12 protein-coding genes are annotated in these 13,447 nt (G+C 50.1%); 2 read left to right on the forward strand and 10 right to left on the reverse strand.

Annotated elements, in window-relative coordinates:
* Positions 1–34: 34 nt before the first annotated feature.
* The 5 genes from CBW42_RS11115 to CBW42_RS11135 form a co-directional block, all read right to left on the reverse strand.
* A complete protein-coding gene (locus tag CBW42_RS11115) occupies positions 35–652 on the reverse strand; it encodes a TIGR04100 family radical SAM protein (protein WP_242969860.1) in 618 nt (205 codons plus the stop codon).
* 11 nt (positions 653–663) lie between these two features.
* Entirely contained in the window at positions 664–1,497 is an 834-nt protein-coding gene (locus tag CBW42_RS11120; RefSeq protein WP_087021414.1) for a pyridoxamine kinase, read from the reverse strand.
* On the reverse strand, positions 1,494–2,036 hold the full coding sequence (locus CBW42_RS11125; protein ID WP_087021417.1) for an ECF transporter S component: 543 nt from the start codon (positions 2,034–2,036) through the stop codon (positions 1,494–1,496). Before CBW42_RS11125 ends, CBW42_RS11120 begins: the two co-directional genes overlap by 4 nt.
* 129 nt (positions 2,037–2,165) lie before the next feature.
* Complete coding sequence (locus CBW42_RS11130; RefSeq protein WP_087021421.1) at positions 2,166–3,335, reverse strand: pyridoxal phosphate-dependent aminotransferase; 1,170 nt, start codon at positions 3,333–3,335, stop codon at positions 2,166–2,168.
* On the reverse strand, positions 3,328–3,804 hold the full coding sequence (locus CBW42_RS11135; RefSeq protein WP_087021424.1) for an Lrp/AsnC family transcriptional regulator: 477 nt from the start codon (positions 3,802–3,804) through the stop codon (positions 3,328–3,330). The genes CBW42_RS11130 and CBW42_RS11135 overlap by 8 nt, the downstream gene beginning before the upstream one ends.
* 434 nt (positions 3,805–4,238) lie before the next feature.
* Here CBW42_RS11135 and CBW42_RS11140 point away from each other — a divergent pair, with 434 nt between their 5' ends.
* Positions 4,239–5,252 carry an AraC family transcriptional regulator gene (locus CBW42_RS11140; protein WP_165761153.1) on the forward strand — a complete coding sequence of 338 codons (1,014 nt, stop codon included), beginning with the start codon at positions 4,239–4,241 and terminating at the stop codon, positions 5,250–5,252.
* A 41-nt stretch (positions 5,253–5,293) separates the two neighbouring features.
* Here the strand turns inward: CBW42_RS11140 and CBW42_RS11145 are convergent, their stop codons facing one another.
* From CBW42_RS11145 to CBW42_RS11160, 4 genes are all read right to left on the reverse strand, one after another.
* On the reverse strand, positions 5,294–6,700 hold the full coding sequence (locus CBW42_RS11145; RefSeq protein WP_087021430.1) for an IS1182 family transposase: 1,407 nt from the start codon (positions 6,698–6,700) through the stop codon (positions 5,294–5,296).
* 133 nt (positions 6,701–6,833) lie between these two features.
* Positions 6,834–7,859: an inositol 2-dehydrogenase gene (gene iolG / locus CBW42_RS11150; RefSeq protein ID WP_087021433.1), complete on the reverse strand. Its 1,026-nt coding sequence runs from the start codon at positions 7,857–7,859 to the stop codon at positions 6,834–6,836.
* Positions 7,860–7,982: 123 nt separating this feature from the next.
* Positions 7,983–8,855 (reverse strand): sugar phosphate isomerase/epimerase family protein, encoded by an 873-nt coding sequence (locus CBW42_RS11155; protein WP_087021435.1) that lies wholly within the window; start codon positions 8,853–8,855, stop codon positions 7,983–7,985.
* 67 nt (positions 8,856–8,922) lie between these two features.
* The gene (locus CBW42_RS11160) at positions 8,923–10,593 is read right to left on the reverse strand and encodes a solute:sodium symporter family transporter (protein WP_165761154.1); all 1,671 of its coding nucleotides are present in this window, start codon (positions 10,591–10,593) and stop codon (positions 8,923–8,925) included.
* Between the two features lie 341 nt (positions 10,594–10,934).
* Between CBW42_RS11160 and CBW42_RS11165 the strand changes: the two genes are divergently transcribed.
* On the forward strand, positions 10,935–11,966 hold the full coding sequence (locus CBW42_RS11165; RefSeq protein WP_165761155.1) for a LacI family DNA-binding transcriptional regulator: 1,032 nt from the start codon (positions 10,935–10,937) through the stop codon (positions 11,964–11,966).
* Between the two features lie 254 nt (positions 11,967–12,220).
* Here the strand turns inward: CBW42_RS11165 and CBW42_RS11170 are convergent, their stop codons facing one another.
* Positions 12,221–13,441, reverse strand: coding sequence for an IS256 family transposase (locus CBW42_RS11170; protein ID WP_087021444.1), 1,221 nt, complete (start codon positions 13,439–13,441; stop codon positions 12,221–12,223).
* Between the last annotated feature and the right edge of the window lie 6 nt (positions 13,442–13,447).

Below are 13,447 nucleotides of genomic sequence, written 5' to 3' on the forward strand. Positions count from 1 at the left end.
CAATCCAAACGGATTGGGCTTTTCTCTGTCTTTGTCAATCTTCCCACGGGCGAATGCGATAGCGTGCGCCAATGCTTTCGCAGATTGCGCGACACTGTGCTTCTTCCTCATGGGAAATCGTTGTGTCAACCGTCGTCATCACAACCTCAGGGACTGTCTTGACGCAGTCCTTCGCAAAACGGATCATCGCGTCAAACGACTGTTCACCGAATTTGCTGCGGGTCAGTCGGAGGTATTCCTCTGCATTCGGTGTGTTCAGACTGATGGAAACAACATCAATCAGACCGGACAATCGATCGGCAATCGGCTCACCGTTGACCAGATCGCCGAGGCCATTGGTATTGATGCGGATTTCCAGTTCCGGGCACTTGGATTTGATGTACTGCGCCGTGCGGAGCAGCATATCCAGGCGTTCTGTCGGCTCGCCGAAGCCACAGAACACGGCTTCGCTGTATTTGTCCAGATCACAGCCATCAATTGCCGCCGTGATTTCCTCATAGGACGGTTCATGCTCGAGCCAGAGTCCGCCGGAATTGCCCACATGATCCATGGTCTGCCGCAGGCAGAACGTGCAGGCACACGGGCAGCGGTTGGTCAGGTTGATATACAGACCGTTGTGTACATCGTACACAATCGTCATTTCTTTTTTCATCGGGAATCTCCTTAATGCAGTGTGGTGAGGAATTCCTCGAAGCACACGCCATCGGTTTTCGGAATCCCCAGCTCAATCGAGCGCAGAATGCATTTTTTGACGAACGCAGATGCCTTGCGCACAGATGTTTCAAACGGAACCTGATTGACGGCATCCGTGGCTACAATGGATGAGAAGACATCGCCTGTGCCGGAGCGCTCATCTCCGATGCGCAGTGTGCGCAGCAGCTTTGCTTCCCCGCCCTTTTCATAGACCAGATTGGAGACATATGTCTTCTGCGGAACGCCGGTAATGACAATCTTTTCCGGACCCTGCTCTGCCAGTGCATATGCAAGGCGCACAAGTTCCTTTGTCTCCCAGTGTCCCTCGTGGAACGGAGTATCGGTCAGAATACACGCTTCGGTCAGGTTTGGTGTCAGAATATCAGCATAGCCGACCAGCTGCTTCATCGCCTGGCACAGCTCATCCGTATAAGTCGGATATGGCTTGCCATGGTCGCCCATGACAGGATCAATGATGACCGTCGTACGTTCTGTTCGGAAGTCCGAAATGAACCGCTTTACAATTTCAATCTGCTGTTCGGAGCCGAGAAATCCGGTCTGAATTCCATCGAACTCCAGCCCGAGCTTCTTCCAGTTGTCGATATACGGCTGCATTTTCGCCGTATAATCCTCGAAGAAAAATTCCGGGAACCCAGTGTGGTTGGAAAAAATCGAGGTCGGTACCGGACAACACTGCACCTTCATCGCGGAAATAATCGGCATGGACACTGCAATGGAGCAGCGTCCGAAGCCGGACATGTCGTTGATGACGGCAATTTTCTTTTGTCTGTTGTGGTCAATCATGCCTGACCCTTTCTTTCCGATGTGAGCAGCGGGCGGACCTTTGCCTTTTCAAACAGTGCGCCGACGCCATAGCAGACTGCCAGATTGAGTACACCCTTGACAGCCAGACCCGGCGTGGATGCCAGACCCTGCGCGATGCCGCCATACAGGATTGCGCCGGCAACGGTGTAGCCGACAACCATCCATACCATGCCGACAACACAGGCAATCAGTGCGCGTGCAGAAAACAGCGTGCAGGTGCCATCTTTGTTGTACGCAATTTTGCCGACGAACAGTGCCATCAGCGACTTGATGATAAAGGTCGGGATAACCCAGCCGGTAAAGCCGGTCAGCAGGTCAGCGAGCGCAGAGCCAATGCCGCCTGCCCAGATGCCGGAGCGTTTGCCGACAAACAGGACGGTCAGCAGGATAAACGCATCGCCCAGATGTGCATAACCCAGCGGAATCGGAATCTGTACCACCATGGTCATAACACAGATCAATGCCGCCATAACGGCAGTCATGCACAGAAAACGCGCGGAAAACTTGTTTGAATTCATACTTACACCTTATATTAAATGGATTCTATACGGGTGCATTATACCGCACAACTGACCCCAATAAAATGGACAGTTTCGTACGGATTTCAAAGCACAGTTTTCATTTTTCCACCATTGTTTTGCGTTATTTTATAACTCGTTGACAAATTCCTCAATGCGCTCCATAGCGGTTTCCAGATGCATCATGGAGTAGGAATAGGAAATGCGAATATGTCCGCGGCCGCTCTCACCGAACGCGCTGCCCGGCACAACAGCGACCTTCTTCGACCGAAGCAGGCGGTCACAGAACTCTTCGTCATCCTCCATATATTTCTGAATGGATGGGAAAATGTAGAACGCTCCCTCCGGCTCGAAGCACGGCATGCCGATTTCCTGTAACCGTGTGTACATAAACCGGCGGCGCATATCGTACTGATCGCGCATATACGCGATATCGTCCTGTCCGGTGCGCATGGCTTCAATTCCGGCAAACTGGCTGACCGTCGGTGCGGACATGATGCCGAACTGATGGATTTTTACCAGCGGCGCAAGCATTTCCTTCGGCGCCATAACCCAGCCGAGACGCCAGCCCGTCATGGCATACGACTTGGAAAAGCCGTTGATGACGATGGTGCGCTCACGCATGCCAGGCAGCTCTGCGAAGCAGACATGCTTCTTGCCGCCATAGGTCAGCTCACAGTAAATTTCATCTGAAATAACAATAATGTTGGTGCTGCGCAGGACAGCTGCAATTTTCTCCAGCTCCTCACGGGTCATGATTGCACCGGTCGGATTGTTCGGGAACGGCATAATCAGAACCTTGGTGCGCGGCGTAATCGCTTCCTTGAGTGTCTTTGCTGTCAGCTTGAAGCCGTCTTCCATGCGCGTCTTGAGCGGAACCGGCGTGCCGCCTGCCATGATGGTTAGCGGCGTATAGCAGACAAAGGACGGCTCCGGAATCAGAACCTCATCGCCTTCCGAGACAAACGAACGGAGTGCATTGTCAATTGCCTCCGAGCCACCGACTGTGACAATGATTTCCTTGTGGTAATCATATTCCAGATGATAATTCTCCCACGCATATTTGGCAATTTCTTTGCGCAGGTCTGCAAGGCCCCAGTTTGAGGTGTAGAAGGTTTTGCCCTGCTGCAGAGACGCAATGCCTGCACGGCGGATCTGCCATGGCGTCTGGAAATCCGGCTCTCCGACACCGAGAGAAATGGCATCGTCCATTGTATTGACGATATCGAAAAACTTCCGGATACCGGATGGCTTGATGGTGCGCGCCTTGTCCGAAATCAGGGAGGAATAATCAATCATCGTGGAAATCCTCTCTTTCGTCAACCGGATTAAAATCAATACCGGCATCCTTGTATTTTTTCAGGACAAAGTGCGTGGAAGTGGAAATGATGTTCTCCATCGGCGCAAGGTTCTCGGATACAAAACGCGAGACCTCCTGAAGCGAGCGTCCGTTGATGATAACGGTAAAGTCAAAGCTGCCGCTCATCAGGTAAACACTGACAACCTGCTTGTGGCAATGGATGCGGCGTGCCAGCTCATCAAAGCCCATGCCCTTCTGGGGGCTGACGCGGACCTCGATCAGTGCGGTGACACTGTCGCGTTCAACCTTATCCCAGTCGATGATGGCCTTGTAGCCGAGGATAACGTTTTCTTTTTCGTATTTATGGATGCTGGCATTGACTTCCTGTTCTGTAATGCCGAGCATTTTTGCAATGCGGGCGGGCGTAATGCGGGCGTCCTGCTCCAACAGCTGTAAAATTCGATGCATAAGAATAAACCTCCTGCAATGGATGCGGCTCCCGGAAACGGAAACCGGAATGGGTTCCGGTATGTGTTCCCTGAAACAGCAAGATAAAATCACGTTGATTGTGCGGACAGATGCTCCTGCCATCCTTCTCTAAGGGAATGAATCGGGGGGCAAATAGAATTGCACCAGTTTAGTATAGCATAAAGTTGCGAAGTAAACCAGATATAAAGTGAAATTGGCACCAAATATTATCCCGTCTGTAAATATCATCCAAAACGTGCGGGAATCTTTGCTTTGGAGCACTTTTTTGAAAATGATATGCATTTCCTGGCAGATTACGAAAGACATCATTTGTTGATAATTGCTTTGTTTTTTCAGAAAAGTTGAGTTTTTTCGGCAAATGTTGTATAATGTATAGACAAATTGTTGGTATTTGGTGGGAAGGGAGTTTTTGCATGGCACAGCATCAGCCGCTCAATGCACAGTGTTTTGTAAAAAGAGAATTTCATCCGATTTTTGTGGATGACAACAATCCGCAGCTGCTCTATGTCTGTAAGGTACGCCCAGATATCAGCAGCCGCCATCCCCGCATCATGCATTCACACGATGATCTGGTTGAACTGGTGCTGATTTACAGCGGTGCAAGCGATTATCTGATTCACGATAAAAAATGTACCGTCAAGGCCGGTGACCTGTTGATTTACAATTCAGGAGTCGTGCACGACGAAATGGCCGGGCCGGATTCCCTGCTCGGTTTTATCACCATTGCAGTCGGCGGGCTGCGCATGCCCGGACTGCGTGAAAATGCACTGATTCCGGATGAGCTGGGATACCTGTTCCAGACGGGGCACAATTTTGAGGATATCCGCCAACTGCTGGAACTGATGTTCCGCAATCTTTCGGAGGAAGAACCGGATGCTGCGGCCTTCTGCAACAGCCTGATGCATGCCCTTTTGCGCAAGGTGCTTACGGTGGTTCGTGAAAATACCGGAACGGCAGAGGAAGGCACAGCTTCTTCTGAGATCGATGAGCCGAATATTCTCGGGCACCGCGTCAAGCAGTTCATCGACCAGAATTACACCCAGCCGATTACCCTGCAAACCATTGCAGAAGCGCTGCACACCAGCCCCTATTATATGTCGCATGTCTTTAAGGAAATGAGTGGCTATTCCCCTATTCAGTATCTGCTGCGCAGGCGAATCGGAGAGGCGCAGACACTGCTGATTACAACCGATTATTCCATTACGGAAATCGCCGGAATGGTCGGCTATGATACACAGAGCTATTTCAACATGCAGTTTACCAAGCATGTCGGCATGCCGCCCAAGAAATTCCGCCAGAATTACATTGTCGCTGAAAAAGAAAAAAAATACGCGGACCAGAAAGCCGCGCAGCAAAAAGGATTCCGAATGACTGAAATCCGCGAATCATCATATCGTATCTATGTAAGCAAGCCCACCTGCATTTAACAGGTGGGCTTGCTGAGCCTGTCGAAGAACCCGGCTGCGCATTAAGCGAGAGCCAGATTTTGGCACATATAGGGAAAAAGCCGGAAAACTGGAATAGGGAAATGGATCTTCCACTTCCACATAGCCAGCTTTTTCAGATTCATGGCAGCAAATTTAAGCTTCACCCAGTTGGTAACTTGAGCCAAGCCTCGATATTGTGTATAGCGCATACCATGCTTTTCTTTGGCATCTGCAAATACACGTTCAATCTTTTGTTGTCGGAGTTTATATAAGTCACGATATTCAGTCATATGACGTGCGTCTTCTGCCAACTCTACATAATCAGCCCATACGTGTCTGGTGACAGTCTTTTCAAACTTTGCACTCGATGTACACAGCTCTCTGGTCGGACAATGTTCGCAGACGTATGACCTGCTCTTATATTCACGATATCCATCTTTGTTCGTTGTTGCATAATGAAGTGTTTTATACTCCGGACAGATTACACAATCATAATACTCATCATAAACATATTTCCACCATTCATGACCGCCTTTCTTTGTCATTGGACGTTTATATGCTGTAGATAATACTCTTCCACTCTCAAAAATACGTTTGCAAATCGAAGGAGTTTTGTAGGCGCTGTCTGCTACTATCGTTTTATGTTCTGGGTAATGTTCGCAAAGCTGGTCATATAACGGGTCAAACGCTACACTGTCATGTACATTTCCTGCTGTTACTTCTACGTCGAGAATAAAATTATGCTTGTCACAGGCTGTATGCGCTTCGTAGGCAAAACACTTCTTGTGTTCACCTTTATGGAATACGCCGGCATCCGGATCCGTTGTCGAAACTGTTATTTCTTTCTCCTTTGGCGGTGTTGAATCGTCATCATCATCGAATGGCTTTTTGTCGTGTTCTTCGCGATCTCTGTTAATTTCTTCCCGCAGCTCCTTTGCATATCGTTTTGCTTCAACTGGAACAGCTTTTCGTGCTTTTTTCTTCATGTTTGCACTTGCTTTGATATGTGTCCCATCGATAAAAATTGCACTCGTATCCAGAAATCCTTCCTTTGCTGCTGTGTTCAATATCCACCGAAATATATATTCTACAGTTGCTGTTGTAAAACGATGCTTAAAATGATAGCTTACTGTTGAAAAATGCGGCACCTGTTCATTCAATGGATAACCGATAAACCACCTGTATGCAACATTCATATTCACTTCTTCCAGCGTCCGCCGGAGCGATGGTATCCCATATATGTGCTGTATCATTACAATCTTAAACAATACTACCGGATCGATACTTGGCCTGCCGTTGTCCTTGCAGTACAAATCATCTACAAATTCATAAATTTGTTTGAAATCTACTGCTGCATCTATTTTCCTCAGTAGATGATCCTCGGGCACTAACATATCCAGACTTACAATCTCTACTGCCTCTCTGTTTTCCTTCCCTTTTACTATCATTTTATCACCTGTCTTTCTTATCTTTATTATAACAGAAAAAGCCGCCTTTCGGCGACTTTTTCGACAGGCTGACCCCGTTTATCTTCGGATAAACGGGGTGTTTTCAGTCAGCGGAATGCACTAATATGTTGTTTTATGCCTCAACCTTAACCCAAGCGCCGCCGTTCTGGCAGGACTCGGTTGCAGCCTTAGCCATCAGTACCGGACGCAGGCCGTCTACTGCACCGACAGCAGTCGGCTTGTCATTCTGGATTGCATCCACAAAGGACAGAACCTGATTGATAAATGCCTGATTGTAGCGCTCGAGGAAGAACCACAGCGGCTTCTGGGAAACAGCACCGTCAACGGTCATAACGGTAGCGGTGTTCCGCAGATCGTTTGCATCCGAAGCCATACCCTTGGAGCCAAATACCTCGACACGCTGATCGTAGCCGTAAACCGCCTGACGGGAGTTGTTGATAACGGCAATTGCGCCGTTTGCCATCTTCATGGTGACAACTGCGGTGTCAACATCCGGAATGCCGGACTCTTCCTGCAGATTCGGATTGACCAAGCAGGAGCCGACAGCGGAAATCTCCACTGCCTCAGAACCGGTAACGTAGCGAACCATATCAAAGTCATGGATCATCATATCGTAGAAGATACCGCCGGAAACTGCAACGTAGGATGCCGGGGGCGGCTCCGGATCACGGGAAGAAACGATAACGATATGCGGATCGCCCACGGTGCCGTCCTTGACAGCGTCAGCGACAGCCTTATGGTTGTGGTCAAAGCGGCGGTTAAAGCCTACCTGGAACTTGACGCCCTTTTCCTCAACCAGTGCGAGCAGTGCCTTGATCTTGTCGATATCGTAGTCGATCGGCTTCTCACAGAATACGTGCTTGCCGGCCTTGACTGCTTCCATCGAAACCTGGCAGTGCGTATCGGTGGAGGAGCATACGAATACAACCTCTACCTCCGGATTGTTGATGACGTCCATAAAGTCGGTAGACACCGTTGTAATGCCGCGCTCAGCCAGCCACTCGCGTGCGCCGGACTTGTCCAGCATCGGATCAGCAACTGCTGCAACCTCGACGCCCGGAACACTGTTGATCAGATTGTTAATGTGCAGCTTGCCGATGCGTCCGCAGCCGACAACGCCAATTTTCAGATTTGCCATAAATAGCACTCCTTTGCTATAACATTTTTAAAAAGGGAGGCTGTGCCCGGCGGGTAACGGCCATAGCACAGCCGGTGAGAATAGTACCTATACGCTGCTTCCTGAATGCAGAGACGGAAAACATTACTTGCAGTACTTTGCTACGTGTGCCTTGGTGATCTCAGCGGACTTCTTGACATTCTCCTCCTGAGTCATCTCATAGTACTCCGGACGGAAGATCTCAATCGTGCAGCAGTCACCGTCAAAGCCGATCTTCTGCAAAGTCTCTGCATAGCGCTGATGCGGCAGGCAGTCGCCCTCAGCATCCGGCCACATGCGCTTCTCATCGTTGTTATACGGTGCGCCGCACGGCAGATCCTCGGTACCATTCAGATGCCATACAAAGATCTTCTTGCCGTCTGCTTTCTCCAGGGTCTCCCAGCCGGAGCCCATTGCGTAAAAGTGATACTGATCGAGGGTTACACCGACCAGCGGAGAGTTAACCTCTTCAACGATTGCGTAAGCATCCTCGAAACGGTTGATCGTCATTGCCGGCTCACCACAGAACTCCAAAGACAGCTTGATGCCATACGGCTCAACCTTCTTTACCATCTCCTTCAGGACAGCAACCGCATCCTCTCGGATCTCCTTGCGGGTCGGCTGCAGACCGCGCTCGGTCATATCCTTGGACGGAACGACAACGATCATCTTGCAGCCCAGAATGTTGCAGCGGCGGATGATCTCATCCAGCTCTGCCATAACTGCTGCCTTCTCTTCCTCGGTCTGCTTCATGTTGAAGAAGCACAGGGCGTTGTAGGACAGCATCTTCAGATGATGGCTCTGGAACCACTCACCCAGCTCCTCCAGCGTTACGACACCGGCCTCCAGATCGCGGTTCAGGCATTCAGACTGAATGTCGATGCAGTCGAAGCCGTACTTCTCGCACAGCTCGAGATCCATCATCACGGTATGACCCTTACAGAAACGGTCATTTGCCTCGTTAAATCCGATTTTCATAACATTTTCTCCTTTTCAGTAAAATATTTACACTAAAATGATTGGCAGGCAATCATTTATATCCAAGTTAAGCAGCAATGCCAATCGGCGAGAACAGAATATAAATACCGATTGCAATGATTGCTCCGATAATGCAGACCACATGACGGTACTTCCACGGGGTCATATCCACTACGCCGGCATTCGGTGCTTCCCATTCTTCTACACCCTTGAAGTGATTCAGATACAGCATGATGAGCAGCTCAATCACAAACAGGACTGCCATTGCATACAGATAATGAATCGGCTCCGAAGATCCTCCGACAATTTCATAGGTCGGCTGAATCAGCATGAACGCTCCGTAGCAGATGACATGGAATATGGTAATCAGGAACGGCGTATAGCGCGGCACGCGGCGGAATACAATTGCGCCGAGCACGGTGAACAGAATCGGCAGAGATACGAACTGGCTCATCGAGTTCAGGAATGTAGTGATACCGTTTGCATACATGACGAACGGAGAGATGATGATTGCGATAATTCCCGCGATAGTTCCGTAAATCTTTGCCACCTTGACATAGAATGCATCCGTACGTCCCGGGCAGATGACCGGCTTGAACAAATCCAGAGTAAACATTGTGGAAGCCGAGTTCAGCACGGAATTGAAGGACGACAGGATTGCACCGAACAGAACCGCTGCAAAGAAGCCCATCACCGGCTTCGGAACAACCGCAGACACCAGAGCCGGATATGCAAAGTCGATTGCACTGTCTCCGGCTGCAGCAATCTTATCCTGAATAGACGGCAGGAAATGTGCGATAACGCCCGGAAGAACCAGATAGAAGAATCCGAGAGTCTTGAGGAATCCACAGAAGATTGCGCCCTTCTGACCCTCCTTGAGGGATTTTGCCGCCAGCGAACGCTGTACAAACGACTGATTGCAGCACCACCAGTACAGGTTATTGAAGAACATACCGGTGAAGATCAGCGGCCACGGAAGTGCAGGCTCACCTGCGTCCCACTCAGCCCATGCATTCAGCTTTGCCGGTTCGGTATCAATCATATACTGGATGCCGGCCAGCATACCGCCGCCGGAGGTTTCCTGTCCCAGCAGGGACAGCGCCAGAAACGGAATCATCAGACCGCCGATAATCAAACCGATACCGTTGATTGTGTCGGATACCGCTACCGCCTTCAAACCGCCGAAGATTGCATAGCAACCGCCGATGATACCGATGATGACACACAGAATTGCAACAGCCGCAAACTTGCTCGAACCGAGCATTCCGGAGACATTAAAAATATTTTCGAACACAACCGCGCCGGAATACAGGATGACCGGCAGATTGAGGATGGAATACATTACAACGACAATCAGCGAAAACATCGTGCGGGTGTTTCTGCCAAAGCGCTGCTCCATCAGCTGCGGCATGGTGGTAGTACCCATCTTTAAGTAGGTCGGCAGGAACCAGTATGCCAGTGCAAACAGCGTAAACAACGAACCGACCTCCCAGCCGATCGGACTCATGTTGGAAGCCCATCCCTGTCCGTTGGTGCCGACAAGCTGTTCGGCAGATAGGTTTGTAAGCAGCAGCGAGCCCGCAATGACAATTCCCGGCAGTCCGCGTCCCGCCAAGAAATATCCCTCAGCGGATTCCAGATTTTCATCCTTCGTTTTCAGCGCTGCAACGACAGCAACCATAATGGTGAAGAATAAAAATGTAATAATGATCCATGGTGTAGAACTAAAGAAGCTCAAAATTTTTTCTCCCTTCAGTGTAGATTTCTCTCTCATTGTTACGAGACAGCAGACCAGCCGGTGCCGTAGCTTTCTCTGCTTGTTGAACCAAAGATATCACACGCAAAAGCAGGTTTCAAGCGTTTGAATCAAAGAACATTTCTCCGTGCAAAGTATCGTAAATATATCCAAAAAATCTTCATACATTTTAGGCATATTGCTCTACAAGTATCATTTGCACGAGAAAACAATGCACGTTTTATAAAAATTTATCGGGAAATATATCACAAATCGGACTGGCAAAACGACTTCGACTGTGCTATGATAGGGACAGCAAAATGACTGAGAAAGAGGGATGCAACATGGCTGTGACATTACAGCAGATTGCAGAGGCATGCGGCGTTTCACGCGGCACAGTAGACCGTGCGCTGCGAGGACGGGAAGGAGTGCGCCCGGAGGTTGCGGAAGGTATCAAGAAAAAGGCGCGAGAGATGGGCTACATTCCCCGCCACGGCAACGTTCTGACTGATATTCGTCCGCTGCGCATCGGCGTGGTGCTGCATACCGGTGCATCCGACTTTGTGCAGTCTCTGGCGGAGCTGATCCGGAGCTTTCCAAGTCAGACAATTCTCCCGATTTCCCCCACCGTGCACATCATGGACGGTACGAACGTGCTACATCAGCTCGCGCTGATTGATGAGCTGGTGGAAAACGAGCAGATTGACGGTCTGATGCTGATGCCACTGGCAAGCAACCAAGTGCGGGATAAGATCAACGAACTGACTGAAACCCATGGACTGCCGATTGTCACGCTGAATACGGATATCGCGGACTGCGGGCGGCTTGCCTATGTCGGCCCGGACAATATTGCCTGCGGTCGCACAGCCGCCGCGCTGATGGGACTCACCATCAGCGGCACCGGACGTGTACTTCCGATTCTCGGACAGCAAAGCGGACACTTCGCGGATACGCAGCGTCTGAGCGGCTTTTTGTCCGAAATGAGCGAGTCCTTCCCCAATGTAACGGTAATGTCGCCGGAATATTGCTTTCTGGATCAGGATCTGGCGGAGCGCATTACCGCCCGTGCCCTGCGGGATGTGGACAATCTTTCCGGCATTTATCTCTCCTCAGTCGGACGCAGCGGTGTTTATCAGGCCATCCGCCGCGCCAGCAAGCAGGGACAGGTACATGTTGTGGTTCATGACCTGACTGCGGACAACCTTCAGATGATCCGCGAAGGCGTTGTGGATTTTGCCATCGGGCAGGATGCCGAAACGCAGGCCTGGCTCCCGCTCCGCCTGCTGTATCAATACCTAACCAAACGCAAATCACCCACCCAACGGCAGTATACAACGGAAATCGGCATCAAATTCCGATGCAACCTCACGGACTAAAGCGCCAAACAGAAATCCCGACCATGAATCATGATCGGGATACCTCTCCAAAATGTCCGCATGTGCGCACTGACTCAAGCCGCCAGGCAGGACCTGTCAGTCAAAGAATAGGCATGTCGGAATATTTTGTGTAAGCGTTTTTCGACAAAATCAAGAATATCACGTTATCAATGTGCATGATGGGGCTTATTCCCCTTGTCTGCGCCTGTTTTGGAATGCCGGCACAGCCTTTCGGAAACCCTATTACAAGGGAATCAGCCCGTCTGACGGTCGGCGAACATGATATGCAACTGGCTGAGTACCATGTCCCAATTCTGGCACCGTGCATGCCAGTGCTTGACAATTCGCTGAGATGCCAGATACAGCATCCGGCGCAGAGAATCATCATTTGTAAATGAGGGTTTGTTCTTGGTAATCTGCCGGAACTGACGATTCAGCCCCTCAATGATGTTCGTCGTGTATATGATTTTCCGAATCTCCGGCGGATATTCGAAGAAGGTGCTCAGGACCTCCCAGTTGTCCTCCCAGCTCTTGACACAGGATGGGTACTGTTTCCGCCAGGAGTCCCCGAAAGAGCGCAGATTCTCTTCCGCTTCGTCCAGTGTGACGGCAGTATAAATCTTCTTTAGGTCGGATGTCACTTTCTTGATATCTTTATAACTGACATATCTGGTAGAACTGCGAATCTGGTGGACAATACACCGCTGCAAACGGCTCTTGGGATAGACTGCCTGAATGGCTTGCATCATACCGCACAAGCCGTCGGTGCAGAACAGATAAACATCCATAACGCCCCGGCTTTTGAAGTCATTCAACACATTCAGCCAAAATTTGCTGCTCTCATGTTCGCCGATCCAGACCCCCAGAATATCTTTCTGACCATCCATGGTGATGCCCAAAACCACATAAGCCGCCTTGGTTACATAGCGGTGATCCTCCTTGATCTTGTAGTGGATGGCATCCATGAAAATGAAAGGATAGACTGCTTCCAAAGGGTGGTTCTGCCAGGCGTTGACCTCCGGCATAATCTTCTCGCTGATCTTACTCACCAATTCCGGAGAGATTTCCACGTCGTATAGACTCTTGATTTGCTCGGCAATGTCCCGCTGACTCATGCCGCAGGCATACAGGGATAGAATCTTATCCTCCATACCCTCTGCGTTCCGATCATACTTGCTGATGATTTTGGGTTCGTAGCTCCCATTACGATCTCGCGAAATCTTGATGCCAATCTCGCCTAACTGGGTCTTGACGGTTTTCTGAGAGTAGCCGTTGCGGTAATTGGGTGGTGTGTTTTCAGAGGCCGTTGCCCGCTGGCAGCGTTCCCGGCCCAGCTCCTCGTCCATCTCCACTTTCATCACCTGCTGGATGATATCCCGGAACATCTCCTTCATGGCATCCATAATCTCAGCGGTGCTGCTAAAGTGCTGGCTCTGAACGTACTGCTTCAATAATTCCTGTGGTGCTGACTGCATAATACT

Source organism: Butyricicoccus porcorum, assembly GCF_002157465.1.
In the GTDB taxonomy this organism is placed as follows: Bacteria; Bacillota; Clostridia; order Oscillospirales; family Butyricicoccaceae; genus Butyricicoccus_A; species Butyricicoccus_A porcorum.

Coding starts and splice junctions, on each gene's coding strand:
- CBW42_RS11170 (WP_087021444.1), bottom strand. CDS start 13,441: ATGCAGTCAGCACCACAGGAATTATTGAAGCAGTACGTTCAGAGCCAG.
- CBW42_RS11140 (WP_165761153.1), top strand. CDS start 4,239: ATGGCACAGCATCAGCCGCTCAATGCACAGTGTTTTGTAAAAAGAGAA.
- CBW42_RS11155 (WP_087021435.1), bottom strand. CDS start 8,855: ATGAAAATCGGATTTAACGAGGCAAATGACCGTTTCTGTAAGGGTCAT.
- iolG (WP_087021433.1), bottom strand. CDS start 7,859: ATGGCAAATCTGAAAATTGGCGTTGTCGGCTGCGGACGCATCGGCAAG.
- CBW42_RS11125 (WP_087021417.1), bottom strand. CDS start 2,036: ATGAATTCAAACAAGTTTTCCGCGCGTTTTCTGTGCATGACTGCCGTT.
- CBW42_RS11135 (WP_087021424.1), bottom strand. CDS start 3,804: ATGCATCGAATTTTACAGCTGTTGGAGCAGGACGCCCGCATTACGCCC.
- CBW42_RS11165 (WP_165761155.1), top strand. CDS start 10,935: ATGGCTGTGACATTACAGCAGATTGCAGAGGCATGCGGCGTTTCACGC.
- CBW42_RS11115 (WP_242969860.1), bottom strand. CDS start 652: ATGAAAAAAGAAATGACGATTGTGTACGATGTACACAACGGTCTGTAT.
- CBW42_RS11120 (WP_087021414.1), bottom strand. CDS start 1,497: ATGATTGACCACAACAGACAAAAGAAAATTGCCGTCATCAACGACATG.
- CBW42_RS11145 (WP_087021430.1), bottom strand. CDS start 6,700: ATGATAGTAAAAGGGAAGGAAAACAGAGAGGCAGTAGAGATTGTAAGT.
- CBW42_RS11130 (WP_087021421.1), bottom strand. CDS start 3,335: ATGATTGATTATTCCTCCCTGATTTCGGACAAGGCGCGCACCATCAAG.